This window comes from Nocardia sp. NPDC004278 (assembly GCF_053602975.1).
This window is the reverse complement of sequence record NZ_JBSGEQ010000004.1, coordinates 12695-36696: the sequence shown is the minus strand read 5'-3', so window position 1 is coordinate 36696 and position 24002 is coordinate 12695. Positions and strand designations below refer to the sequence as shown.

The window sequence follows — 24002 nt, the reverse complement described above, 5'->3', positions numbered from 1 at the left end:
TGAATTCCCTTGGCTCGCCCCGTCTCGACCAGTGCACGATGTCCGCTACCAGGAGGCCCGATGCACCCGAATTTCGATCTCGAACCGGCCGCGACTGCCATGTCGGCGGTGGTCGGCGCAATTGCCGATGAACAGCTCACGGCACCGACACCCTGCGCCGATACCACCGTGCGCGATCTGCTCGCCCACGTCAGCATGCTCACCGAGGCCTTCCGGCAGGCCGCGACCAAGGAGGCGGTCGGCCGTTCGGTCCCGCCGGCCGTCGGCCCGGAGACCGCGCTGCCCGACGACTGGCGTGCGCGCATCCCGGCCCAGTTGAAGGCCCTGGTCGAGGCTTGGCGGGATCCGGCGGCCTGGGATGGGGAGACCGAGGCGGGCGGCGTATCCGCTTCCGCGGTGGTGATGGCGATGATCGCGCTCAACGAAACCGTCGTGCACAGTTGGGATCTCGCCCTGGCAACCGATCAGCGACCGGCTGCCGATCCATCCCATCTGGCGGTACTGCTCGAATTCCTCAGCGACACACCGGCCGAAGGCACACCGGGGATGTTCGACCCGGTCGTGCCGGTGCCCGTCACCGCGCCGGAACTGGATCGAGTAGTCGGACTCACCGGTCGCGATCCGGCCTGGACTCGCTGATCGCCTGCGGCATCGCTCGGGCCGCAGTGCGAGCCGATCCTGTCGGCGAGGGGGCAGTGCTTGTCCCTGTCGTGGTGAGCCGGGACGGTCGTCATGCCCACCGCGCTGGCTTCATGAGTTCTTCTCTGTAGTTGGCGTTTTCGCGCCCCCCGCAAAGATGCCCGCGGCGGCCGCCTGGGCGGCCGCCGCGGCGGCGGTGCTGGCCGCTTCGTCATCGATCGGGTCGCCGCTGGCGAGGAGGCGGTAGTAGAGCGGGGCCGAGACGGCGGTGAGCACGGCGCGGGCGTCGGTGCCTTCCGGGATTTCGCCTCGCGCAATGGCGGCATCGATGCAGGGCGACCATTCGGTGAGGCGCACGTCGTAGAAGCGGCGCAGTGCGGCGGCGGCCGTCTCGTCACAGGTGGCGGCGGCGATGACGGCTTGGAAGAGCTTGCCCTGTCGTGGGTCGGTGAGAGTGTTGGCGACCAGCTGGGCATTGGCGGTGAGATCGCCGAGTAGTGAGCCGGTGTCGGCGTGTGGCAGCGACTGCTCGGCCATGTCGACGAGTAGATCGGCGACGAGTCCGGTGGAGTTGCGCCAGCGTCGGTATGCCGTGGTCTTGCCGACCTCCGCGCGCGCCGCGACCTCGATCAGATCCAAGTGCGCGAAACCGCGTTCGGCGAGCAGATCGCCCGCGGCCTGCAAGACCGCCTCGCGAACGCGGGCCGTGCGCCCACCTGGTCGGACCGAGCCGGGGGTGGCATTGTCGGACTGCATAACGGAACTCCAGTTTCATTTATGGCGAGACAGGTGTATGGTTCGAATTCGTTAACGGAACTATAGACCCCTTAGGAGTCATTATGGAGTACCGGCGGCTCGGCGCATCAGGTCTGCACGTCCCGGCCCTGAGCTTCGGCGCGGGCACCTTCGGCGGGCGGGGTGAACTGTTCAGCGCATGGGGCGATACCGATGCGGAGCAGGCTCGGCGCCTGGTCGATATCAGCCTGGATGCGGGCCTCACCATGTTCGATACGGCGGACGTCTATTCCGACGGCGCCTCCGAGGAAGTGCTCGGCGCGGCCATCAAAGGCAGGCGCGATCAGCTGCTGCTGTCCACCAAGGCGAGCCTGCCGACCGGTCCGGGGCCATTCGAGGCGGGCTCCGGGCGTGCTCGGCTCATCAAGGCTGTCGAAGGTTCGCTGCACCGGCTCGGCACCGACTATATCGACCTGTTCCAGCTGCACGCATTCGATGCGCATACCCCGGTCGAAGAGGTCCTCGCGGCGCTGCACGATCTGGTGCGCGCGGGCAAGATCCGCTATCTGGGCGCCTCGAACTTCGCGGGCTGGCAGCTGATGAAATCCCTTGCCGCGGCGGACCGGCACGGCCTGACCCGCTATGTGGCCCATCAGGTCTACTACTCGCTCGTCGGCCGCGACTACGAGTGGGAGCTGATGCCGCTCGGCCGGGATCAGGGTGTCGGCGCGGTGGTGTGGAGCCCGCTCGGCTGGGGCCGTCTGACCGGGAAAATCCGTCGCGGCCAGCCACTTCCAGCGGGCAGCCGCCTGCATCGGACCGCCGCGGCGGGCCCGCCGGTCGACGACGAGCAGCTCTTCAGCGTGGTCGACGTCCTCGACGAACTCGCCGCCGAGACCGGAAAGACCGTCCCGCAGATCGCCCTCAACTGGCTACTGCGCCGCCCCACGGTCTCGACGGTCATCGTCGGTGCGCGCAACGAGGAGCAGCTGCGCCAGAACCTCGGTGCGATCGGCTGGGAACTCGACGCCGACCAGCTGGCCCGCCTCGACAAGGCCAGCGCGGTCACGCCGCCGTACCCGTACTACCCCTACTACCGGCTGCCCGATTTCGCCCGCCTGAATCCGCCTGCGGTGTAAGGGATCAGTAGACATCGCGTACGTAGCGCTTCTCGGCGACCAACTGCTTCTTGAATGCCAGCGCACCGTCCTCGTCGAGCTTGCCGTGGATCCTGGCAATGGTGAGCAGGGTGTCGTCCACATCCTTGGCCATCCGCGCGGCGTCGCCGCACACATAGAAGTTCGCGCCGTCGCGCAGCCAGGACCACAGCTCCGCACCGTGTTCGATCATTCGGTGCTGTACGTAGATTCGCTCGCGCTGGTCGCGGGAGAAGGCCAGATCGAGGCGAGTGAGGAAGCCGGAGCGGAACATATCTTCCAATTCGGCGCGGTAGTAGAAGTTCTGGGCGGCATGCTGGTCGCCGAAGAACAGCCAGTTGCGCCCGGTGCACCCGAGGGCGCGGCGTTCCTGGAGGAAGCCGCGGAACGGCGCGATGCCGGTGCCGGGACCGACCATGATCATCGGTGCCGTCGGGTCCAGCGGCGGCCGGAAATGCGGTGCGCGCTGCAGGAAGATCGGCACTGCCGCCGCATCGGCGTCGGCGCGGTCGGCGAGAAAGGTCGAGCACACCCCGCCGCGGCGTGCCGCCGACCCGATCGCCGCCGGATCGCCATAGCGCACGATACCGACGGTGAGCTGCACCTCATCGGGACTGACCAGTGGGCTGGACGAAATCGAATACTGGCGCGGCTGCAGCTTTTTCAGCGTGCCGAGCCATTCGATGAGATCGGCCCGCATCGGGAAGTCGCGCAGCACATCGACGGCCTGACGGTCCCACAGGTAGTTGTCGAGTTCATTGCGATTATCGCGGCGCAGCAGTTTCGCCAGCCGGTTGTTCGGGTTGCGTTCGGCGATGAAGGTGAGCAGATCGTGGCTGACCTTCGTAATGTCGTACCGGGTCCGCAGCGCCTGGGCCAGTGGCAGTTCCTGGTCGTCGACCTCGATGACCCGGCGGCCGTCCAATCCGGTGGCTCCGAGCCATTCGGTCACCAGCGACTCGCAATTCGCGGGCCATACCCCGAGCGAATCGCCGACCTCATAGGACGCTTCCAGCCCGTGCAGGTCGAATCCGAACTGACGCACTTCCTTCGGCGATCCGGTATGCGACAGCGGTTCATTGCGCACCAGCGGTGCGGTCACCGGCGCGTTGCGGGTGAACAGCGCGGGGCCGGAGCTCTGGGTCCGGCCCAGGGGCGGAGCGGTGCGGGGCAGGACCATCGTGGCGGTGCGACCGGTGGGCCGCACCGGCATCCCGGTTCCGCCGGGGCCGGAAAAACTCGCTTCGGACGTGCCGGTTTCCCGACCGCCGTCGAGTGCAGCGAGCACCTCGTCGAGCCAGCGCGCGGCCGATTCCTGGCAATCGGGTTCGCTGTCGACGCGCGCCAGCAGTCGGGTGGCCCCGCGTTCGGTCAGCTTCGTGTCCAGTTTGCGACCGTGGCCGCAGAAGTCGTCATAGGAGGAGTCGCCGAGTGCGAAGACCGCGTACCGCATGCCGGTCAGCCGGATCACACTGTCGTTCAGGCGCTCCCAGAAGTCGGTGCCGTTATCGGGCGGACCGCCGTCGCCGAAGGTGCTGCTGATCACCAGCACATCGCCGGTGAGCTCGTCGAGTTCGCACGAGTCCATATCGAGCAGCCTTGGCGCGTAACCGCATTCGGTCAGGCGCGCGGCGGTCGTCGCGGCCAGTTCCTCGGCGGTGCCGGTTTGCGACGCCCACAGCACGGTGATGGGGCGGGCCGGTAGCTCGTCCGGAATATCGTCGGCGGACGCGGATGGGGTCGGTGGTGCGGCACTGCGCGAGTACATGCCCGCCAGCAGTCCATCGATCCACAACCGGCTGTGCTGGGTGAGCGGGGCGGACGCGGGCAGCACCGGCTGCCCGGTCACCGGAATGGACTGCAGCGCCGAGAGATATCCGGCGAGATAGATGCGCTCGGTCTCACTCAGAGTCGCAGCGATGCCCGCATCGAGTCCGAGCATGACCGCCAGCGGATGCGCGCCGGGCGAGCCATTGATCGCGGTCGCTCCAGGCGCGGCTGATTCGCTGAACGGCTGTGTCGAAGAGTCGGCTGCTCCGGCGGGTGTTTGCGGCTGCGGTACCGCCGCGACGCGCCGCAATGACACCGCGCACGCCTTGTACTCGGGCTGCAACGAGGCCGAATCCACCGCGTCGTTGGTCACGGCATTGATCGTCAGATACTCGCCCTGCTCGTCATTCCAATGGAATGGCGCGAAGCAATCACCGGGCCGCACCCGGTCGCTGATCTGCACGGGCAGCACCGCTCGTCCACGCCGCGAAGCGATTTCGAGCTGATCGCCCGCCTGGACCCCGAGCCGCTGGGCGTCGGCGGGATGCACCCCGACAAATGGCTGCCCGGTCAACTTGGTCAGCTTGTCGATCTTGCCGGTCTTGGTCATGGTGTGCCACTGATGCTGCAGTCGACCGGTATTCAGCACAAACGGGTAATCGTCATCGGGCATCTCCGCCGGCACCATATGCGGGCGCGGCCAGAACACCGCACGACGGCTCGGTGTCGCGAAGGCCAGCCGGGGCTGATGTCCGGTGTCATCGATGAAAAGCTCCTGACTGACACCGTCATTGAGATACCGGATCGGATTGCGTGCGCGATCGGGCTCGGCACACGGCCACTGCATCGGCCCTTCGCGCAACCGGTCGTAGCTCATACCGCGCAGGTCGTATCCGGTGGCCGGATTGGCGAATTGCTTGATCTCGTCGAAAACCTCCGCGCTGGAGGCATATTCGAACCCCTCGAAGCCCATTGCCCTGGCGACCTGCGCGATCAGCAGCCAGTCCGGGCGGGCGGCACCGATCGGAGCGACCGAGCGCTGCAAGAGCGTGACATTGCGCTCCGAATTCACCATCACCGCATCGGCCTCGGCCCACAGCGTGGCGGGCAGCAGCAGGTCGGCATAGGCGTTGGTGGCGGTCTCGGCATAGGCATCCTGCACGATCACCAGCTCGGCCGCCTCGAGACCGCCGATGACCGTCTTCCGATTGGGGACGGTGGCAACGGGATTGGTGCAGATGATCCAGGCCGCCTTGATCTGTCCATCGGACAGCGCACGGAACATCTCGATGGTGCCGGGACCAGCCTCGTCGCGCAGCGTGCCGGGCTCGACACCCCACGCGGTCGCCACGAAGAGGCGGTCGGCGGGGGAGAGCAGGCTGCGCTGGCCGGGTAGACCCGGACCCATATAACCCATTTCGCGTCCGCCCATGGCATTGGGCTGGCCGGTCAGCGAGAACGGCCCACTGCCGGGACGGCAGATGGCGCCGGTGGCCAGATGCAGATTGCAGATCGCGTTGGTGTTCCAGGTGCCGTGGGTGGACTGGTTGAGCCCCATGGTCCACAGGGACATCCATTCGCCCGCCGCGCCGATCCAGCGCGCGGCCGTGCGGATATCGTCCTCGGCGAGTCCGGTGATCTCGGCGACCTTGTCCGGCGGGTAGTCGGCGAGGAATTCGGGCATCGCCGCCCACCCCGCTGTGTGCTCGGCGATGAAATCCGCATCTATATCGCCGTTTTCGACGAGCAGGTGCAGCAGCCCGTTCAACAGAGCGAGATCGGTGCCGGGTGCGATCTGCAGGAACAGATCCGCCCGCGCCGCCGTATCGGTGCGCCGCGGATCCACCACGATCAGCTTCGCGCCATCCTTGACCCGGTCGACCATGCGCAGATAGAGAATCGGATGGCAGTCGGCCATATTCGCGCCGATCACGAAGAACAGATCGGCGTGCTCGAAGTCGTCATAGGATCCCGGCGGCCCGTCCGCACCGAGCGACTGCTTGTATCCGGTCCCGGCGCTTGCCATACACAATCGGGAATTGGCCTCGATGTGCTTGGTCCGCAGATAGCCCTTGGCCAGCTTGGTCGCCAGGTACTGCGCCTCCAGCGACATCTGTCCGGAGACGTACAGCGCGATCGCGTCCGGTCCGTGCTCGTCCAGAATCGCCCGCAGCCGGGTCGCCGCCTCGTGCACCGCCTCGTCGACGGGCAATGGCACCGGCACCTGGCCGCGCTGGGGCCGCCGGTACGCGGTCTCCATCCGCCCTGGTGCGCGCATCAACTCCAGATGGGTGGCGCCCTTGGTGCACAGCCTGCCCGCATTCGCCGGATGCAGCTTGTCGCCGCGCACCTTGGCGATGACCGGTGCACCATCGGCGCCGGCACGGGTTTCGACGGTGATACCGCAGCCGACGCCGCAGTACGAGCATGCTGTTCTGGCGGTGCTCGTGCGGTCGGAGACTGCATCGGTCATGCCACCGATCATGCTGATCGCCGATTGCGCCGGATTTACCCAACGTTATCGGGAGGTGACAAATAGCCGCACCGCCGCAAAGTCCGCCAGTGAGCTGTGGCGCGCACCACAAAGATGTGTCGCGACCAGGCCGTCAGCCCATTTTGTAGCCGCGATGCAGCGCGACGATGCCGCCCGTCAGATTCCGCCATTTCACCGATGCCCAGCCCGCATCCGCAATCCGCCGTGCCAACAGCCGCTGATTCGGCCAGGCGCGTACGGATTCGGCGAGATAGACATAGGCATCCGGATTGCTGCTGACCGCCCGCGCCACCTTCGGCAGCGCCTTCATCAGGTACTCCATGTAGATGGTGCTGAAGACCGGCACGATCGGCGTGGAGAACTCGCAGACCACCAACCGCCCACCCGGCTTGGTGACTCGCAGCATCTCGCGCAGCGCCCGATCGGTCTCGGAGATATTGCGCAGGCCATAGGAGATGGTCACCGCATCGAACGAATCGTCGGCGAAGGGCAGCGCGGTCGCGTCGGCCGCCACCATCGGCACATTGCGGAACTTGCCCGCGGCGAGCATGCCGAGCGAGAAGTCGGCGGCCAGACACCATGCGCCGGACTTCGCCAGGTCGAGCGTGGAAATACCGGTGCCGGCGGCGAGATCGAGCACCCGCTCACCCGGTCGCGGTGCCAGCGCCTTGCGCACCGCCCAGCGCCAATATCGGTCCTGTCCCAATGAGATGACGGTATTGGTCAGGTCGTACCGCTTCGCGACCCCGTCGAACATCGACGCGACCTCGTGCGGCTGCTTGTCCAGCGAGGCTCGAACCGATTCCCGCTGCTCTGTTTTCGCCACACCCTGAACCTACCGCGCGTACCAGCCGACCTGTGATAACTCCCGGTCCCGACTGGCTCAGACAGTTGGAGTCGCTGGCTTTCGCGGTGGTCACGCGGGCCATCCGGCGGGAACAGGGGCCTGGACGTCGCGAAACTCACATGATGGAGCCGAGATTCGCACCGTCACGCGGTGTGCGGCAGTCGGATACGAATGCCGGTGATATCGGCGTAGTGTCCCATCAACTCGGTGCAGATGGCGGGCCAGGTCCGGTGCAGCACCGATTTGCGCGCGGCACCGGCAAACCGCGCCCTGGTTACCGGATCACGAAGCGCCGCAACCGCACTGGGCAGCAGTTCGGAGAAGCGGTCCACGGGTAGTAGGTAGCCGTTGCGGCAGTGCGCGATCAGGTCGCGCGGTCCGCCCGCATCGGGCCCGATCACCGGAACTCCGGCGGCCAGCGCCTCCTGCACACCCTGACAGAACGTCTCGTGCTCGCCCGCGTGCACCATCACATCCAGACTTGCGTACGCCTGCGCCAGCTCGTCGCCGCCGAGCTCACCGGTGAATACCGCGGTGGGCATCATCCGCGCCAACCGGGCCCGTTCCGGCCCGTCCCCGACGATCACCAGCTGGATCTTCGGATCGCGCGCCAGCACCGCCAGACGCTCCACATGTTTCTCCGGAGCCAGCCGACCGACGAAACCGACGAGCAGCCTGTCCTGCCCCCGCAACCAGGAGGCCCGCAGCTCCGGTCGCTTCGCCGATGGCGTGAACCGGGCGATATCGACTCCGCGCCCCCAGCGGTGCACGCGCGGAATACCGTGCCGCGCCAGATCCTCGGCGGCCGCGCGTGATGGCGCCAATGTCCGCGTCGCGCCCTCGTGAATCCGCCGCGTCCATGCCCACGCGGCCCGACTGGCCAGCCCGAGCCCGTAGCTCTTGGCGAATCCGGCGACATCGGTCTGATAGATGGCCACCGACGGCAGATCCAACCGCATGGCGGCGCCGAGTCCACCGGCACCGAGCAGGAACGGCGAGGCCAGATGCACCACATCGGCATCGAAATCGTCGATCACGGCGGTGATTCCGGGTTGCGGGAGGCCGACCGGTAACGAACTGACCTTCGGCACCATCACAGCGGGCACCCGATACACCGGGAACCGGCTGTGGAAGTCCGGGGCGGCGGGCAGCCCGCGCGGTGTATCCGGCGCGATTACCAATGCCTCGTGACCGTGCTGATCAAGGTGATCCAGCACCCGGAGCACGGAATTGACGACGCCGTTCATATTCGGCAGGAACGACTCCGAAACGATGGCTACTCGCACACTGTCAGACTGACCCGCGCACTGCGCCGCGCCGTCACGTCAGCGTGACCGCTACACAAAGATCCGGCGAACTGTCGGGGTGCCGGGTCCGGCTCAGGTGGCGCTGGCGGCGGCGCGGGCGCCGTCGACGGGTCCTGGCGTGCGGCGCCGGGACCGGGCCAGAATCCACATCGTTGGCAGCGCGACACCCCACACCACCACGATCACCGACAGCGCGGGCTGAATCGCGACCCGCACATCCCGCCCGGCCACCCGCACCAGATCCGGATCACTGCGGTTGTACTCCACATTGATCCGCTCACCCGCGGTGAGATTGGTCGGATACAGCACGCCGACCTTCGGATTGTGCATCTTGCCGTCGGGCGTCACATAGGTGACCGCCGAGCGCAACCGCCCGGCCGAGAGCACCTCGGCGGAGGTCACTCCTTTGTCGGAGCTGATCAGATAGTCATTGCGCCAGGCGGCGAGCACCAAGAGCCCGACCAGCGTGCTGATCACTATCGCCGCTGTCAGGACACCGATCCTGGCCCGCCGCAGGCGGTTCGACCGCCTTGCAGACTGGCTGGTTTCCGACACCCCAACAGGCTACTTGCCGCCTCCGCTAGCGTGGCGCCCATGTCCCGAAAATTCAGCTTCACCGTGCCCTACGCCGTACCGGTCGAAGATCTCCACCGGGCACTCACCAACGACGAAATCTGGCGGTCCCGGTTCGCGGGTGCCAAAACCGCCACCCTCGACCTATCGCACCCCGACGGCGCGGACACCATCCGCATCCATATGACGGAAAAGGCAAGCGACGATAAGATTCCCGGCATCGTGCGCAAGGTGCTCAAGAGCGATCTGGTGCTCTCGCGCACCGACAACTGGCAGGCGCTGCAGGGCGAGATCGCCAAGGGCACCTTCGAGGGCGCCACCGGCGGCATCACCAGCGAGATGTCGGGCACCTACGAACTCCGCCCGATCGCCGAGGGTTCGGAAATCGAGGTCGTCGGCACCGTGCAGGTGAAGGTCCCGCTGGTCGGCGGCGCCATCGAACCGCTCGCCGAACAACTGCACCACCGGGTGCTCGAGAGCGAACGCAAACATATCGAGGCGTGGTTCGCCACCCAGGCCAGCGCCTGAACCTGCGCTCCGGCACACGCCCCGGCCCGAGCCGGGGCGTGTCGGGGCTGGTCAGGCAAAGTCTTCGGGACTGAATTCCTTGGACTCCACCAGTACCAACCAGTTGCCGGAGTTGTCGCGGACGATCGCCTCGGTGCCGTAGGGGCGTTCGGCAGGCGGCTGAATGAATTCCACGCCCTTGGCGGTCAGCTCCTCGAAGGTTTTCTGACAGTTATCGGTCTTCAACCCGAGCGCACCGTGGGTGCCATTGGCCAGTGCGCGGCGGATGGCGTCGGCCAGATTCTCATCCAGCGGCGGTCCCGGAATCATCAGGGTGATCTCGAGTTCGCGATGATCGGGATGTGCGACGGTGACCCAGCGGAAGCCGTTCTCGCCCATGGTCACATCGCTGCTCTCGACGAATCCGAGCTTATCGATGTACCACTGCTTCGCCGCGTCCTGATCGGTGACGTACACAGTGACCAGGGAAACGTTGGTAATAGTCATGCCCAAAGGCTAGAAAACGCGTTGACCTGGCCGCTTCTCCGAAATTGCTGAGCTGTGCGTAGCACCCGCGATTCAACTCGGCGGTTTGCGGTCCGAGAGCCCGTGCATGAACACATAGCAGCCCGGAATCCGCGGCGCCCCATCGGCGAATTTGGCCTGGTACTCCGATGGTGTCACCCCGACCAGCTGGCGGAACTTACTGCTGAACGATCCGAGACTGCTGTACCCGACCAGCATGCAGACCTCGGTCACAGTGAGATTGGTGGCCCGCAGGTAGTCCTGCGCCCGCTCGATCCGCCGCTGCGCCAGATACGCCGCGGGCGTCACCCCGTAGACCGCCGCGAACGCGCGCAGGAAGTGATACTTCGAAACCCCTGCGGCGGCGGCCAATTCGTCCAGATTCAATGGCTCGGCATAGTCGCGATCGGCGAGGTCCCGCGCCCGGCGCAGGTGCGGCAGCAGGTAGAGCGCAGGTAATCCGGTCATCTCAGGTGAACGGGGCGAGTTCGTCGATTCGGTAGGACGCCCGGCCCGCCGCTCGCCAGGCCCGTGCGGTCAGATCCAGATCCTCGTCGGTGACCAGATTGCCCATCACCCGAACCGCGGTGCGCTGCAAATACTTCGACCGCATGACCGGCGGCCCGCCCATCGGCACCATCCGCGGATGGGTCGCCAGTCCGGCGATCCGCCGCGCCACCGAGAAGGTCCGTCCGTAGCGGGCCCGCAACAGCTCCGGCCACACCGTCGTCAGATCCGGTTCGTCCAGCAGCCCGGCGAGCATATGACCGCCCTCCAGGCCGTAATCAATGCCCTCGCCATTGAGCGGATTCACACACCCCGCGGCGTCGCCGATCAGTACCCAGTTGCGCCCCGCGATATTCGACACCGCACCACCCATCGGCAGCAGCGCCGATGCGACCGCGCGCAGCGAACCCTCGAACTGCCACTCGTCGCGACGCAGCGAGGTGTAATGCTCCAGCAGCGGTTTCAACGCGATATGTGAGGGCCGCTTCTCGGTGGCCAGCGATCCGACACCGATATTCACCTCGCCATTGCCGAGCGGGAACACCCAGCCGTAGCCGGGCACCAGTTCGCCGTCGGCATTACGCAGCTCCAGATGTGAGGTGATCCACTGGTCGTTGCTGCGTGCGGATTTGATGTAGGCGCGGGCCGCGGTGCCATAGGCGTACTGCCGATGCCAGGTGCGCCCGAGCATTTTGCCGATCGGGGAGCGCACACCGTCGGCTACGACGAGCGTCTTGCAGCCGATCACCTGGGTGCCATCGGCCGTCTTCACGGTCACACCGGCGACGCGATCACCCTCGGGGATGACATCTATCACCTTTGTGCCGTCCAGCATCCTGGCCCCGGACTTCACGGCTGTCTCACGCAGTTTGTCGTCGAGTTCGGTTCGGGGAACGGCACTTCCATAAGTTGGGAATGATCCGCCCGGCCACGGCAGCAGGGCCTCACGGCCGAAGCCGGTCATCCGCAGCCCGTGGTTCACCGTGTGCGCGCGCAGCCAAGCGCCGAGTCCGAGCTTCTCCAATTCGGCGGTCGCGCGCGGGGTGAGTCCATCGCCGCAGGTCTTGTCCCGCGGGAAGACCGCGGAATCGGTGAGTACCACATCGCGGCCGGCCCGCGCGGCCCATGCGGCTGCGGCGGAACCGGCCGGTCCGGCGCCGACCACGAGCACTTCGGTGTGCGTGGGAATCGCGCCCTGCGCCTCCCCGTCCGCGCCCGCGGGTGTGACATCCGGTGAACCCATGCGATCAATACTTGCAGGAGGGTTCGGTTCATGTCGACGGTGCCCGGCTGTGCTGTACACCATGCGATCGATGAGCTCGGAAAAGCATATGCGAAAGTGTCTGATACACCGCATAGTGACGGTGTTCATGGGCCGCGCGGCGGGGACACGCTAGGTTCTCTACCGTGGGGTCGGACGCAGCGCTGGGAGAAGAGATGAGCACATCGGCTGTGAGTGATGAGAGCACGGTGGTTGCCGGAGTCGATCTCGGTGACACCGAGCTCGCGGCGACCGTGCGCAACGGGCTCATCGACGTCGAGAAACTGCTGATCGATGAGCTGTCCGACGGCGAACTGTTCCTGCAGGAGGCGGCGCTGCATCTGGCCAAGGCCGGGGGTAAGCGATTCCGCCCGCTTTTCACCATTCTCACCGGGCAGCTCGGCCCGCGCCCGACCGATCCGGCCCTGGTCACCGCTGGCACCGTCGTCGAACTGGTGCACCTGGCGACCCTCTACCACGACGATGTGATGGACGAGGCCCCGATGCGCCGCGGCGCCCCGAGCGTGAATTCGCGCTGGGGCAATAGCATCGCCATCCTCGCGGGCGACTATCTGTTCGCGCATGCGTCCCGGCTCACCTCGACCCTGGGCCCGGACGCGGTGCGGATCATCGCCGAGACCTTCGCCGAACTGGTCACCGGCCAGATGCGGGAAACCATGGGGGCCCGCGATTCCCAGGATCCGGTGGAGCACTACCTGCGCGTGGTCTGGGAGAAGACCGGTTCGCTGATCGCCGCCGCCGGACGCTTCGGCGGCACTTTCTCCGGCGCCGACACCGAGCACGTCGAACGGCTGGCCCGCCTCGGCGACGCGGTCGGCACCGCCTTCCAGATCTCCGACGACATCATCGACATCTCCTCGGCCGCCGAACAGTCCGGTAAGACGCCGGGCACCGATCTGCGTGAGGGCGTGCACACCCTGCCGGTGCTGTACGCGCTGCGCGATGAGGGTGCCGAGGGCGACCGCCTGCGCAAACTGCTTGCCCACCCGCTGGAGACCGACGCCGAGGTCGAAGAGGCGCTCGGCCTGCTCGCCCACTCCCGCGGCATGGTGCTGGCCAAGGAGAAGCTGCAGGGGTACGCCGATCTCGCGCACGCCGAACTCTCCGCACTGCCCTCGGGGCCGGCCAATGACGCCCTGGAGCACCTGGTCCGCTACACCATCGAACGCGTCGGCTAGTCGTTGCGGCCCGGCACGCCGGACTGGATCACACCCGGAACTTTGCCCGTGATCTCTATCGTTGATCTGCCGTAAGACACTCAACGAACGGGGAGTGGGCAAGGAGACCTATGCACACGCACGGGTATGCGAATGGGCTGAAGACATTCGGGCTCATGGTCGGCCTCTCGGCCTTGATCGTGTTCGCCGGAGCGATGTTCCGTAGCCCGACGATTCTCTTTTTGGCGATCCTGCTTGCGGTGGGTATGAACGCCTACGCCTATTTCAACAGCGACAAGATCGCGCTCAAGGCCATGCACGCGCAGCCGGTCAGCGAGCTGGAGGCGCCGGTCATCTATCGCATCGTGCGTGAGCTGGCGACCACGGCACGCCAGCCGATGCCGCGGCTCTACATCAGCCCGACCAACGCGCCCAATGCCTTCGCGACCGGTCGCAGTCCGCGCCATGCCGCCGTCTGCTGTACCAGCGGCATCCTGCAGATTCTCGACGAGCGCGAGCTACGCGCGGTACTCGGCCATGAGCTATCGCACGTCTACAACCGCGACATTCTGATCTCCTCGATCGCGGGCGCACTGGCCGCGGTCATCTCCGGCCTGGCCAACCTGGCCTTCTTCGCATCGATGTTCGGCGGCAATCGCGAAGGCGAGGGCCCCAATATCCTCGGCGTCATCCTGGTGACGCTGCTCGGCCCGATTGCCGCGACCCTGGTCAAATTGGCGGTCTCCCGCTCGCGCGAATATCAGGCCGACCAGTCGGGCGCCGAGCTGACCGGCGACCCGCTCGCCCTGGCCTCGGCCCTGCGCAAGCTGGAGCGCGGCGTACAGGCCGCCCCGCTGCCCCCGGAACCGCAGCTGACCGCCCAGTCGCATCTGATGATCGCCAACCCCTTCCGCACCGGTGAGCGCGCGGCCCGCTTGTTCTCCACCCACCCCCCGATGGCCGAACGCATCGCCCGCCTCGAGGAAATGGCGGGCGGTCCCCGCCGCTACTGAGCCGCCCGCAACCACAGATCCACGAGCGCCGGGATACCAAGGCGCTCAATCGTGTTCGGCCGCCAACTCCTGTTCGTAGGCCCGCAGCGTCGCCACGAACAGCCGCCGCTGCTCCGCATCCAATGGTTCTAGCACCTTGCGCCAGGCCCGCGCGCTGCCGCCGAGCCAGGCATTGACCGATTGCTCGTGCGCCGCCGCGATGGCAACGATGGTGCGGCGCCGGTCTTTCTCATCCGAGCGCCGCTCCAGCACCCCCTGACGACTCAGATCGCCCACCATCAGGCTGACCGTCGTCGGCGCCACCTCCAGCCGCGCCGCCAGATCGTTCACCGTCATCGGCCCCTCGAACACCAGATTCGCCAGCAATGACAGATGTCGCGGCGCGAGCGAGAACGATTGCAGCTCTTGGGGAACGCGCATCTTCTTGGCTCGTCCCACCACCCGGGGCATGAGCAGCAGCAGGCTCCGAACGCCCTCTTCCACCCCGATGCCAGGCGCGTCCGTTGACATCTACCGCACCTCCCAATGGACATTGCGAACAAAGTAGTTTTGCTCGTAGAGCAAAGTCTGCTTTCTCTGGCAAGGCTAGTACCAGCGCAGTGTCGACCCCGGCCGTCTGCGCACCGAATTCGATCGGCTGGCAGGTGGATTGGAAACCCATTTCCGCTACGAGGCGGACGAGCTCGTCGCGACCCTGAATGCGACCGATCCGGCCACCCTTCGACAGCGATAGTTTGCGGCCGCTTGTGAATTGACCTCGTGCGGCGGAAAAGAGAAACCCCCGCCGATCATTTCTGATCGGCGGGGGTCTTCGGTGGCAGGTGTAGGATTCGAACCTACGTAGGCTTTCACCGACAGATTTACAGTCTGCTCCCATTGGCCGCTCGGGCAACCTGCCGTCGCGCTTCTCGGCGCGCAGTGCAGCTTACAACGAACCCGCACCCATAATGCAAACCGGCTGGCTATCGGCCATGCGACGGGACTACGGTCGCGCCGCGGGGTAGAACTGACCGTGACCGGAACAGCCGGTCCGTAGCGACTGCGCGCAGATCGCTCGAAAGGGTCTGTCAAGACCGTTGGACCGCCAGGACAGGAGCGAAGTGTGGCCGATTCGTCTTTCGATGTTGTCAGCAAGGTCGACCGTCAGGAGGTCGACAACGCGCTGCATCAGGCGGAGAAGGAGCTGAACACCCGCTACGACTTCCGTGGCACCGGTGCGACCATCGAATGGTCCGGTGAGGACAAGATCGTGCTGACCGCCGAGGCCGAGGAGCGGGTCAAAGCGGCACTGGATGTGTTCAAGGAAAAGCTGATCCGCCGCGATATTTCGCTCAAGGCATTCGATGCCGGTGACCCAGCGGCCTCGGGTAAGACCTACAAAATCACCGGCACCCTGGTGCAGGGCATCGACGCCGAACATGCGAAAAAGATTTCCAAGAAGATCCGCGACGAGGGCCCCAAGGGTGTCAAGGCGCAGATCCAGGGCGATGAACTGCGCGTCTCCAGCAAGAAGCGCGATGATCTGCAGGCGGTGATCGCACTGCTCAAGGGTGAGGACTTCGGCATCGCACTGCAGTTCGTCAATTACCGGTAGCTGCCGTGACCGACCCTTTCGAGCGACCTGCAAGCAGTCGCTGGCGGCCGCTCGAGGGTCGCCGGAAACCGGCTCTGACCACCCGGTTTGGAACTGTGACCGGTGAGTGTGTAACCTCGTTCAAGACTTCGCCGCGCCGGGGTCGTGGTCAAAGGATCACGGTGCGGAGCTAGTCATGCCCCCTTAGCTCAGTCGGCAGAGCGTTTCCATGGTAAGGAAAAGGTCAACGGTTCGATTCCGTTAGGGGGCTCGCCGGATTGCCGGTGGTGACCGACTCGGCATCGCTACACCCTCCACTTCGTGGAGCCGGGCGCGGCATCACCAAGGCAATGCGACCCCGTGGCGGTGTAGCTCAGTCGGTAGAGCAAACGACTCATAATCGTTGTGTCGCCGGTTCAAGTCCGGCCATCGCTACCAAAGACCGATCAGACCATCTGGTTGACCGAAAGAAGGAATATCGTGGCCGCGAAGTCCACCGATGTCCGGCCAAAGATCACCTTGGCCTGCGAGCAGTGCAAGCACCGCAACTACATCACCAAGAAGAACCGGCGTAACGACCCGGATCGGCTGGAGCTGAAGAAGTTCTGCCCGAACTGTGGCACGCACCGGGCGCACCGCGAATCCCGCTAGTCCACCACGCGTGCCGCTGCCGCGTTGATTGGCTTCCGGGTTTCGTCCCGGATTCTCGGGTCGTGACACTTGCGAGGGCCGGACATCTTGTCCGGCCCTGACGCGTTTCACGCGCCGAGTGCGGTGCACGAGCGAGCGTAGCGAGTGAGTAACAGACACAGCCGCCAATGCGGGCACGATAGAGCCAAGCGTTAGCGAGGCGCCGTCGTGAACGCTCGTCGACTCCGGTTGCGGGGTCAGATAGGTACAGTCCTCCCGTGACAATCAACACCGGTACAGACGAAGCGGTCGCAATGGACGAAGAACTCGACCCTGCGGCGCACGCCGCGGCAATGGTCGGTCATCACTACCGCGTCGACGACTACTACGAGGTCGGCCGTGAGAAGGTGCGTGAATACGCCCGCGCCGTACAGGACTATCACCCGGTGCACTGGGATGAGGATGCCGCGCAGGAGTACGGCTACGACGGCCTGCTCGCCCCGCTGACCTTCATTTCCCTGGTCGGAATTCTGGCTCAGCGCAAGCTCTTCGAGCAGATCGTCACCGGTTACGACCTGAGCCAGATCATGCAGACCGATCAGATCCTGGAATTCCATCGGCCGATCAAGGTCGGCGACCAGCTGGTCTGCGATGTCTACCTGCACTCGTTCCGGCAGGCCTTCGGCGGCGACATCATCGTCACCAAGAACGTCGTCACCGCGCAGAACGATGAGCTAGTGCTCACTACCTACACCACGCTGATCGGACGCAGCGGCGGCGATATCGACCCGAACCTGCAGGGCGCGGTCCGCAATGTGCTCATGCACGGCATCGGCGAGGACGCCCCCACCCATTACCCGCGCACGCTGGCCGCTCCCGCCGTATCCGCGGCGCCGGTGCCCGCGATCGCGCCGAGCAAGCATGCGCTCGAGTTCGAGGACATCTCCGTCGGCGACGAGTTGCCCCCGCGCACCGTCCGGTTGACGCGTGGCGATCTGGTCAACTACGCGGGTGTGTCCGGCGACGCGAATCCGATCCACTGGAGCGATGAGGTCGTCAAGCTCGTCGGCCTGGACAATGTGGTCGCGCACGGCATGCTCACCATGGGCCTCGGTGGCGGCTTCGTCACCTCCTGGCTCGGCGATCCCGGCGCGGTCAAGGAGTACAACGTCCGCTTCACCAGTCCGGTCTACGTCGGCTCCGAGGAGCCCGCAGAGGTCGAGTTCACGGGTAAGGTGAAGTCGGTGGATCCGGAGACCCGGACCGCGGTCGTCGCCATCGTGGCGAAGGCGGCGGGCAAGAAGATCTTCGGACGGGCTACGGCAACCGTGCAACTGGTCTGAGCTGGTCGGGTGACCCTGATTGGCAAATGCCGCGGGCGGTAACGTACACTCAGATTTCTGGGGTCACCAGCCGCTGCGCGCTGCTCTACAGGGCTGGCTCCAGGTGAGTCCACAAGGATTCGCCACGGGGTCGGCAACTGCCGGAGTAGCGCGCGTGTTGTGTGACACCGGATAGGTAAGAACGACAACTGAATACAGAACAGTGGTCGGACAGCTGCGATCGTCCGACCAAAGGGGCGTAGCTCAATTGGCAGAGCAGCGGTCTCCAAAACCGCAGGTTGCAGGTTCAAGTCCTGTCGCCCCTGCCCTGGATGCCAGCGACGAAAGGATCGACGTGGTCGACGAGCGGGATACTCGCCACGGCGCGCATGCTGCCGAGGATGGCGACGACACCGCCGCCATGGCTCGGCCGAGCGGCAAGCGGTCCGCCCGGCGGGGTCGCTCCGCGTCGCAGGCCGATACGGGTTCGGTCGCCACGATCGACCGGCCCACCCTGGCCAAGGCAGCCAAGAAGACCGATCGGGCCGAGCGCAAGAAGACGGGTAACCCGTTCAAGCGTTTGATCAAGTTCCTGCGTGAAGTTATCGCGGAACTGCGCAAGGTGATCTGGCCCAACCGGAAGCAAATGGTCACCTATACGAGCGTTGTTCTGGTGTTCGTGATCTTCATGGTCGCGTTCATCAGCGGATTGGATCTGGCGTTCATCAAAGGTGTCAACTGGCTGTTCGGCTAGCTGATCGCCGCCGACGCCGGTAGCCGATCCCGGGTTGGCGCGTTATAGCGCGCCCGGCCCGGTACGCAAAGGATGTACGTGACGACACAGGAAGCGAGTGCCCCAGTGAGCACCCCGGAGAACGACACAACCGACGAGTTCCCGGTCGACGACGCGGTGGAGACCATCGAGGAGTCCGTGGCCGTCGAGGAAGCTGTGGTCGACGAATCCGACGCCGCTGACGCCGAAGCTGTCGAGGCTGCTCCTGTCGATGCCGAGCCCGCCGACCCCGTTGCCGAGATGAAGGCCGCGCTGCGGCGCGCCCCCGGCGACTGGTACGTGATCCACTCCTACGCCGGTTACGAGAACAAGGTGAAGGCCAACCTCGAGACCCGCGTACAGAACCTGGACCTCGAGGACTACATCTTCCAGGTCGAGGTGCCGACCGAAGAGGTCACCGAGATCAAGAACGGCCAGCGCAAGCACGTCAACCGCAAGGTGCTGCCCGGCTACATCCTGGTCCGGATGGAGCTCAACGACGAGTCGTGGGGCGCGGTGCGCAACACCCCCGGTGTCACCGGCTTCGTCGGCGCCACCTCGCGCCCGTCGCCGCTTTCCATCGATGACGTGGTGAAGTTCCTGGTCCCGGCCGCGCAGCAGCAGAAGAAGCCCGCTGCCGAGGCCGCCGCGGCGACCGCGGCCGCCACCGATATCGCACCCAAGCCGGTCATCGAGGTCGATTTCGAGGTCGGCGAGTCGGTGACCGTGATGGACGGCCCGTTCGCGACGCTGCCCGCCAGCATTTCCGAGGTCAACGCCGAGCAGCAGAAGCTCAAGGTGCTCGTGTCGATCTTCGGTCGCGAGACCCCGGTCGAGCTGGCGTTCACCCAGGTCGCGAAGATCTAGACCAACTCTGCCGCCCCGGCGACGGGGCGACGGAATGGATCGGCCCGGACCACGGGTTGATTCACCTTGGACTTGCAAAGAGCAAGGAAAACAAACACCTAGGAAAGAAAGATGCCCCCCAAGAAGAAGAAGCTCGCCGGGATCATCAAGCTTCAGATCCAGGCCGGCCAGGCGAATCCGGCCCCTCCGGTCGGCCCCGCGCTCGGTCAGCACGGCGTCAACATCATGGAGTTCTGCAAGGCGTACAACGCCGCGACCGAATCGCAGCGTGGCAACGTCATTCCGGTCGAGATCTCGGTGTACGAGGACCGGACCTTCGACTTCAAGCTGAAGACCCCGCCCGCTGCTCGGCTGCTGCTCAAGGCCGCTGGTGTGCAGAAGGGTTCGGCCGAGCCGCACAAGACCAAGGTCGCGAAGGTCACCATGGACCAGGTCCGGGAGATCGCCAAGACCAAGCAGGAAGATTTGAACGCCAAGGACATCGACCAGGCGGCCAAGATCATCGCGGGTACCGCTCGCTCGATGGGTATCACCGTCGAGGGCTGAGTTCCCGTAATCCCGGACCAGCTGCCGGGATCCACGTGGGAGGGCCAGCCAGGCCCGGCAACCACATCTGAACACCGATAAGGACACAGACAAAATGGCAAAACGAAGCAAGGCGTATCTCGCCGCGGCCGAGAAGGTCGATCGCAATCAGCTCTACTCCCCGCTGGCCGCCGCGCGCCTGGCGAAGGAGACCGCAACCACCAAGACCGACGCGACCGTCGAGGTCGCCGTTCGTCTCGGTGTGGATCCCCGCAAGGCCGACCAGATGGTCCGCGGCACGGTCAACCTGCCGCACGGCACCGGTAAGACCGCCCGCGTCATCGTGTTCGCGGCCGGTGAGAAGGCCGCCGAGGCCGAGGCCGCCGGTGCGGACGCGGTCGGCGCCGAGGATCTGATCGAGCGGATCCAGGGCGGCTGGCTGGACTTCGACGCCGCGATCGCCACCCCGGACCAGATGGCCAAGGTCGGCCGGATCGCGCGTGTCCTCGGCCCGCGCGGCTTGATGCCGAACCCGAAGACGGGCACGGTTACCAACGATGTGACCAAGGCCGTCAACGACATCAAGGGCGGCAAGATCAACTTCCGCGTCGACAAGCAGGCCAACCTGCACTTCGTCATCGGCAAGGCGTCCTTCGACGATGCCAAGCTGGTGGAGAACTACGGCGCCGCACTGGATGAGATCCTGCGCGCCAAGCCGTCGACCGCCAAGGGCCGCTACGTCAAGAAGGTGACGGTCTCGACGAACACCGGACCGGGCATCCCGGTGGACCCGAACCGCACCCGCAACCTCCTCGACGAGGATGCGTAAGTAGCACCCGAGCTTCGGTAGTTCACCGCGAAGGCTGAATTGCCGCAGGCAAGCTGAGCAGTACCGCAGAGGGCGGGAACGCGAATCGCGTTCCCGCCCTCTGCGCGTTGCGGCCGATTGCGGGTGTCGCTCCAGTGCAAGCACCGCCGACCGGACTAATTCGCGCGCGGCGGTGGTTGCCCCTGCAGTGACCGCCGTTCTGCTAATTTCCGGAAGCACACGTAGTGCTTCGACCAATACCGCCGCACTGCGCACCGTGGCGGCGATCGCACCGGAGGGCATCGAGACCTTCTGGTATGAGGGCCTCGCCGACCTTCCGGCATTCAGTCCCGATGACGACGGAACCGGCCATCCGTCGGTTGTCGCACTGCACGAACACATTTCGCGCGCCGACGCGGTACTGCTCTGCACACCCGAATATGCGGGCACCCTCCCCGGCAGCTTCAAGAACCTGCTGGATTGGACCGTCGGCACCGCCGACCTCTACGAAAAGCCAACGGCCTTCCTCAATGTCGCGGCCCGAGGCCGTGGTGAAGGCGCGGCCACCGCCCTGACCACAGTGCTGGGCTATGTCGGTGCCGCCGTCGACCCGGACACCTGTGTCCGACTCCCCGTGGCCCGGGACGCCGTCGACGGCAACGGCCTGGTCACCGCACCCGAGTTTCGCACCGGCGCACTCGCGGCATTGACCCGCCTGGTCCGCCAGGCGACCCCTGCCTGACCCATCGCAGAGGCGAGTCGAAGGGGGCCGAAGCACCGTTCGACTCGCCTCGATGGTCAGCTATCCGAGTGCTCGGTGGATTTGCGCCAGCCGAGCAGTACCGATTCGCCCTGCTGCGCACCCCACGGCAGGAAGATGGCGACGATCAGCGCACACACCACGACCCGCGGCCGCGGTCGCCAGGGATGCGGCATGTGAACCCTGCAGGGCGGCGGTTTTCATTGCGGTGATGAGGTTTTCGCGCTGTGGGTGGTCAGAGATCGGCCCGATCGCGATGGCGAATCCGGCCATCGCGGTCCAGGCGGCGATGGCCAGCGCGCGCTCGCGCTTGTCGGTGAAGATATTGATGATCAGCGCCAGTGTCGCGGGGAAGACTGCCGCGGCGAAGATGCCCATCGCGGCCCGGGCGGCGATGACGCTGCCCATGGACTCCGAGAGCGCGCCGGGGATCAACAGCACGGCAACCATACCCCCGTGCCGGGGGGATGGTTGGGCCATGAGCCGCACAGTGCATGTTCCTTACGTACTGGAACAGGATGAGGATGGCGTATGGTGCGCCAGCGCTGTCCTTCGTCCAGGCGTCGGAGCCTTCGGTGACGGTGACACGCCCGAGGCGGCGCTCGCCGATCTGCGCGAGGGCTTGATCGGATTGCTGGAAGTAGTCGGTCCACCGGACGAGATGACCGTAACCTTGGACGTCGCCTCATAGTTTCCATTCGACTCGAGGGGGAACCAGTTGCCGCCGATGCCTGCTGTGGCGGGTGCGAAAGTTGTACGTGCCCTTGAGAAGTGGGGGTGGTCACTAACGCGGATCAGAGGTAGCCGCCACATCATGCAGCATCCAGACGGACGCACCGTGTCGCGGAACTAACGGACCTGTTGTAGACCCGTTTTGGCAGGCGCCGGGCCAGACCTGTACATTGGATGGCAGTAATCGACGAGTTCGATGACTACCCAATCCGTTCTACCGAAGACCGTTGGTCGCTGCGCCCGCTCGGGCGTGGTCGAAGGTCCGGCATCAAGTCGGCGGCCCACGCAGGGAGGACCGAGGCTGGGAATTGATCCGGTGCACGCCGGGTCGATCACCTGTTGCGCCCCGGAACGCTCTGCGTTCGGGGCGTTTGCTTTATCGCTGGCCCCTGGTACTCGGCAGTTCGAATACGAACCGACATCCAGAGAGGAGGCGAAGTATGGCAAAACCCGAGAAGGTCACCGCGGTCGAAGAGATCACGGAGCAGTTCAGGAGCTCGTCGGCCACCGTCATCACGGAATACCGTGGTCTGTCGGTCGGTAAGCTCACCGATCTGCGTCGCGCGCTCGGCGAAGGCGCTACCTACTCCGTCGCCAAGAACACCCTGGTCAAGCGTGCGGCCGCCGAGGCGGGCGTCGTTGGCCTGGACGACTTGTTCGTCGGACCGACCGCCATCGCCTTCATCAAGGGCGAGCCGGTCGACGCGGCGAAGGCCATCAAGACCTTCGCCAAGGACAACAAGGCGCTCATCATCAAGGGCGGGTACATGGACGGCAACGCGCTGTCCGTTGCCGAGGTCGAGAAGATCGCCGACCTGGAGTCCCGCGAGGTGCTGCTGGCCAAGCTGGCAGGCGCCATGAAGGGCAACCTGGCGAAGGCTGCCGGTCTGTTCAACGCTCCCGCTTCGCAGGTGGCCCGCCTGGCCGCCGCCCTGCAGGAGAAGAAGCAGGCCGAAGGCGGAGCTGCCGCCGAGTAACACCCATGCGGGTGACTCGTTTGCGGCTCGCCCACATAGACAACCAACTACCGAAAGGAAACAACAATGGCCAACGTTGACGAACTGCTCGAGACCTTCGCCGGAATGACCCTGCTCGAGCTGTCGGACTTCGTCAAGAAGTTCGAGGAGAAGTTCGAGGTCACCGCGGCTGCTCCGGTCGCCGTCGCCGCCGTCGCCGGTGCCGCTCCGGCCGAGGCCGCCGAGGAGCAGGACGAGTTCGACGTCATCCTCGAGGGTGCGGGCGAGAAGAAGATCCAGGTCATCAAGGTGGTCCGCGAGATCGTCTCCGGCCTGGGCCTGAAGGAAGCCAAGGACCTGGTCGAGGGTGCCCCGAAGCCGATCCTGGAGAAGGTCGCCAAGGATGCCGCCGAGGCTGCCAAGGCGAAGCTGGAAGAGGCTGGCGCCAAGGTCTCGGTCAAGTAATTCACTTGACCCCGCCGAGCGACCCGCAAGTGGTCGCCACGGCTGCGTCGTCGAACGGGCGGTCCCCAGCGGGGACCGC

At 65.7% G+C, this 24002-nt stretch carries 26 protein-coding genes, 4 tRNA genes and 1 pseudogene; 20 read left to right on the top strand and 11 right to left on the bottom strand.

Annotated features, from left to right (window positions below):
* Window positions 1–60 precede the first annotated feature (60 nt).
* Window positions 61–639 (top strand): TIGR03086 family metal-binding protein, encoded by a 579-nt coding sequence (locus tag ACWEO2_RS07350; RefSeq protein ID WP_452404555.1) that lies wholly within the window; start codon window positions 61–63, stop codon window positions 637–639.
* Between the two features lie 111 nt (window positions 640–750).
* On the opposite strand, the gene ACWEO2_RS07345 is transcribed toward ACWEO2_RS07350, so the two are convergent.
* A complete protein-coding gene (locus ACWEO2_RS07345; protein ID WP_452404554.1) occupies window positions 751–1395 on the bottom strand; it encodes a TetR/AcrR family transcriptional regulator C-terminal ligand-binding domain-containing protein in 645 nt (214 codons plus the stop codon).
* An 83-nt stretch (window positions 1396–1478) separates the two neighbouring features.
* Between ACWEO2_RS07345 and ACWEO2_RS07340 the strand changes: the two genes are divergently transcribed.
* Window positions 1479–2513, top strand: a complete 1035-nt coding sequence (locus tag ACWEO2_RS07340; RefSeq protein WP_452404553.1) for an aldo/keto reductase — start codon at window positions 1479–1481, stop codon at window positions 2511–2513.
* A gap of 4 nt (window positions 2514–2517) precedes the next feature.
* Here ACWEO2_RS07340 and ACWEO2_RS07335 read toward each other — a convergent pair whose 3' ends face one another.
* The 4 genes from ACWEO2_RS07335 to ACWEO2_RS07320 all read right to left on the bottom strand — a co-directional run bounded on the left by ACWEO2_RS07335 (window position 2518) and on the right by ACWEO2_RS07320 (window position 9504).
* Entirely contained in the window at window positions 2518–6774 is a 4257-nt protein-coding gene (locus ACWEO2_RS07335) for a molybdopterin-dependent oxidoreductase (RefSeq protein ID WP_452404552.1), read from the bottom strand.
* Between the two features lie 133 nt (window positions 6775–6907).
* Entirely contained in the window at window positions 6908–7621 is a 714-nt protein-coding gene (locus ACWEO2_RS07330; protein WP_452404551.1) for a demethylmenaquinone methyltransferase, read from the bottom strand.
* 164 nt (window positions 7622–7785) lie between these two features.
* Complete coding sequence (locus ACWEO2_RS07325; protein WP_452404550.1) at window positions 7786–8928, bottom strand: glycosyltransferase family 4 protein; 1143 nt, start codon at window positions 8926–8928, stop codon at window positions 7786–7788.
* Window positions 8929–9021: 93 nt separating this feature from the next.
* Entirely contained in the window at window positions 9022–9504 is a 483-nt protein-coding gene (locus ACWEO2_RS07320) for a DUF3592 domain-containing protein (protein WP_452404549.1), read from the bottom strand.
* A 39-nt stretch (window positions 9505–9543) separates the two neighbouring features.
* On the opposite strand from ACWEO2_RS07320, the gene ACWEO2_RS07315 reads away from it, so the two are divergent.
* On the top strand, window positions 9544–10050 hold the full coding sequence (locus tag ACWEO2_RS07315) for a DUF2505 domain-containing protein (RefSeq protein ID WP_452404548.1): 507 nt from the start codon (window positions 9544–9546) through the stop codon (window positions 10048–10050).
* 51 nt (window positions 10051–10101) lie between these two features.
* Here ACWEO2_RS07315 and ACWEO2_RS07310 read toward each other — a convergent pair whose 3' ends face one another.
* The 3 genes from ACWEO2_RS07310 to ACWEO2_RS07300 all read right to left on the bottom strand — a co-directional run bounded on the left by ACWEO2_RS07310 (window position 10102) and on the right by ACWEO2_RS07300 (window position 12304).
* Complete coding sequence (locus ACWEO2_RS07310; RefSeq protein ID WP_452404547.1) at window positions 10102–10536, bottom strand: VOC family protein; 435 nt, start codon at window positions 10534–10536, stop codon at window positions 10102–10104.
* A 72-nt stretch (window positions 10537–10608) separates the two neighbouring features.
* Complete coding sequence (locus ACWEO2_RS07305; RefSeq protein ID WP_452404546.1) at window positions 10609–11022, bottom strand: helix-turn-helix transcriptional regulator; 414 nt, start codon at window positions 11020–11022, stop codon at window positions 10609–10611.
* A 1-nt stretch (window position 11023) separates the two neighbouring features.
* On the bottom strand, window positions 11024–12304 hold the full coding sequence (locus ACWEO2_RS07300) for a geranylgeranyl reductase family protein (protein ID WP_452404545.1): 1281 nt from the start codon (window positions 12302–12304) through the stop codon (window positions 11024–11026).
* Between the two features lie 194 nt (window positions 12305–12498).
* On the opposite strand from ACWEO2_RS07300, the gene ACWEO2_RS07295 reads away from it, so the two are divergent.
* Together ACWEO2_RS07295 and htpX are read left to right on the top strand one after the other, a co-directional pair.
* Window positions 12499–13521, top strand: coding sequence for a polyprenyl synthetase family protein (locus ACWEO2_RS07295; RefSeq protein WP_354960274.1), 1023 nt, complete (start codon window positions 12499–12501; stop codon window positions 13519–13521).
* 110 nt (window positions 13522–13631) lie between these two features.
* Window positions 13632–14513 carry a zinc metalloprotease HtpX gene (htpX, locus tag ACWEO2_RS07290; RefSeq protein WP_355179581.1) on the top strand — a complete coding sequence of 294 codons (882 nt, stop codon included), beginning with the start codon at window positions 13632–13634 and terminating at the stop codon, window positions 14511–14513.
* Between the two features lie 45 nt (window positions 14514–14558).
* On the opposite strand, the gene ACWEO2_RS07285 is transcribed toward htpX, so the two are convergent.
* Window positions 14559–15023, bottom strand: a complete 465-nt coding sequence (locus tag ACWEO2_RS07285; protein ID WP_452404544.1) for a MarR family winged helix-turn-helix transcriptional regulator — start codon at window positions 15021–15023, stop codon at window positions 14559–14561.
* A gap of 305 nt (window positions 15024–15328) precedes the next feature.
* Window positions 15329–15411: transfer RNA gene (locus ACWEO2_RS07280), tRNA-Tyr, on the bottom strand.
* 204 nt (window positions 15412–15615) lie between these two features.
* Between ACWEO2_RS07280 and ACWEO2_RS07275 the strand changes: the two genes are divergently transcribed.
* The 11 genes from ACWEO2_RS07275 (at window position 15616) to ACWEO2_RS07225 (ending at window position 21752) form a co-directional block, all read left to right on the top strand.
* The gene (locus ACWEO2_RS07275; protein WP_354960271.1) at window positions 15616–16107 is read left to right on the top strand and encodes a YajQ family cyclic di-GMP-binding protein; all 492 of its coding nucleotides are present in this window, start codon (window positions 15616–15618) and stop codon (window positions 16105–16107) included.
* Window positions 16108–16284: 177 nt separating this feature from the next.
* Window positions 16285–16357, top strand: a tRNA-Thr gene (locus tag ACWEO2_RS07270).
* 91 nt (window positions 16358–16448) lie between these two features.
* Window positions 16449–16524: transfer RNA gene (locus ACWEO2_RS07265), tRNA-Met, on the top strand.
* 42 nt (window positions 16525–16566) lie between these two features.
* Window positions 16567–16737, top strand: a complete 171-nt coding sequence (rpmG, locus tag ACWEO2_RS07260) for a 50S ribosomal protein L33 (RefSeq protein ID WP_011211653.1) — start codon at window positions 16567–16569, stop codon at window positions 16735–16737.
* Window positions 16738–17000: 263 nt separating this feature from the next.
* Window positions 17001–18059, top strand: coding sequence for a fused (3R)-hydroxyacyl-ACP dehydratase subunits HadA/HadB (locus tag ACWEO2_RS07255; protein ID WP_452404834.1), 1059 nt, complete (start codon window positions 17001–17003; stop codon window positions 18057–18059).
* A gap of 232 nt (window positions 18060–18291) precedes the next feature.
* Window positions 18292–18364 (top strand) — tRNA-Trp (locus ACWEO2_RS07250).
* 29 nt (window positions 18365–18393) lie between these two features.
* Window positions 18394–18792, top strand: coding sequence for a preprotein translocase subunit SecE (gene secE, locus ACWEO2_RS07245; protein WP_355179585.1), 399 nt, complete (start codon window positions 18394–18396; stop codon window positions 18790–18792).
* Between the two features lie 105 nt (window positions 18793–18897).
* Window positions 18898–19677: a transcription termination/antitermination protein NusG gene (gene nusG / locus ACWEO2_RS07240; RefSeq protein WP_354960290.1), complete on the top strand. Its 780-nt coding sequence runs from the start codon at window positions 18898–18900 to the stop codon at window positions 19675–19677.
* Window positions 19678–19788: 111 nt separating this feature from the next.
* Window positions 19789–20223 (top strand): 50S ribosomal protein L11, encoded by a 435-nt coding sequence (gene rplK, locus ACWEO2_RS07235; RefSeq protein ID WP_355179587.1) that lies wholly within the window; start codon window positions 19789–19791, stop codon window positions 20221–20223.
* A gap of 94 nt (window positions 20224–20317) precedes the next feature.
* On the top strand, window positions 20318–21031 hold the full coding sequence (rplA, locus tag ACWEO2_RS07230; RefSeq protein WP_452404543.1) for a 50S ribosomal protein L1: 714 nt from the start codon (window positions 20318–20320) through the stop codon (window positions 21029–21031).
* Between the two features lie 187 nt (window positions 21032–21218).
* Window positions 21219–21752, top strand: coding sequence for an NADPH-dependent FMN reductase (locus ACWEO2_RS07225; RefSeq protein ID WP_452404542.1), 534 nt, complete (start codon window positions 21219–21221; stop codon window positions 21750–21752).
* Between the two features lie 255 nt (window positions 21753–22007).
* Here ACWEO2_RS07225 and ACWEO2_RS07220 read toward each other — a convergent pair.
* Window positions 22008–22205: pseudogene (locus ACWEO2_RS07220) on the bottom strand (MFS transporter); the annotation flags it as partial.
* Between the two features lie 43 nt (window positions 22206–22248).
* Here ACWEO2_RS07220 and ACWEO2_RS07215 point away from each other — a divergent pair.
* The 4 genes from ACWEO2_RS07215 to rplL all read left to right on the top strand — a co-directional run bounded on the left by ACWEO2_RS07215 (window position 22249) and on the right by rplL (window position 23923).
* Complete coding sequence (locus ACWEO2_RS07215; protein ID WP_452404541.1) at window positions 22249–22461, top strand: hypothetical protein; 213 nt, start codon at window positions 22249–22251, stop codon at window positions 22459–22461.
* A gap of 36 nt (window positions 22462–22497) precedes the next feature.
* On the top strand, window positions 22498–22623 hold the full coding sequence (locus ACWEO2_RS07210) for a type II toxin-antitoxin system HicA family toxin (RefSeq protein WP_452404540.1): 126 nt from the start codon (window positions 22498–22500) through the stop codon (window positions 22621–22623).
* 319 nt (window positions 22624–22942) lie between these two features.
* On the top strand, window positions 22943–23479 hold the full coding sequence (gene rplJ / locus ACWEO2_RS07205; RefSeq protein WP_452404539.1) for a 50S ribosomal protein L10: 537 nt from the start codon (window positions 22943–22945) through the stop codon (window positions 23477–23479).
* A gap of 66 nt (window positions 23480–23545) precedes the next feature.
* A complete protein-coding gene (rplL, locus tag ACWEO2_RS07200; RefSeq protein ID WP_355179595.1) occupies window positions 23546–23923 on the top strand; it encodes a 50S ribosomal protein L7/L12 in 378 nt (125 codons plus the stop codon).
* The last annotated feature ends 79 nt before the right edge of the window (window positions 23924–24002 follow it).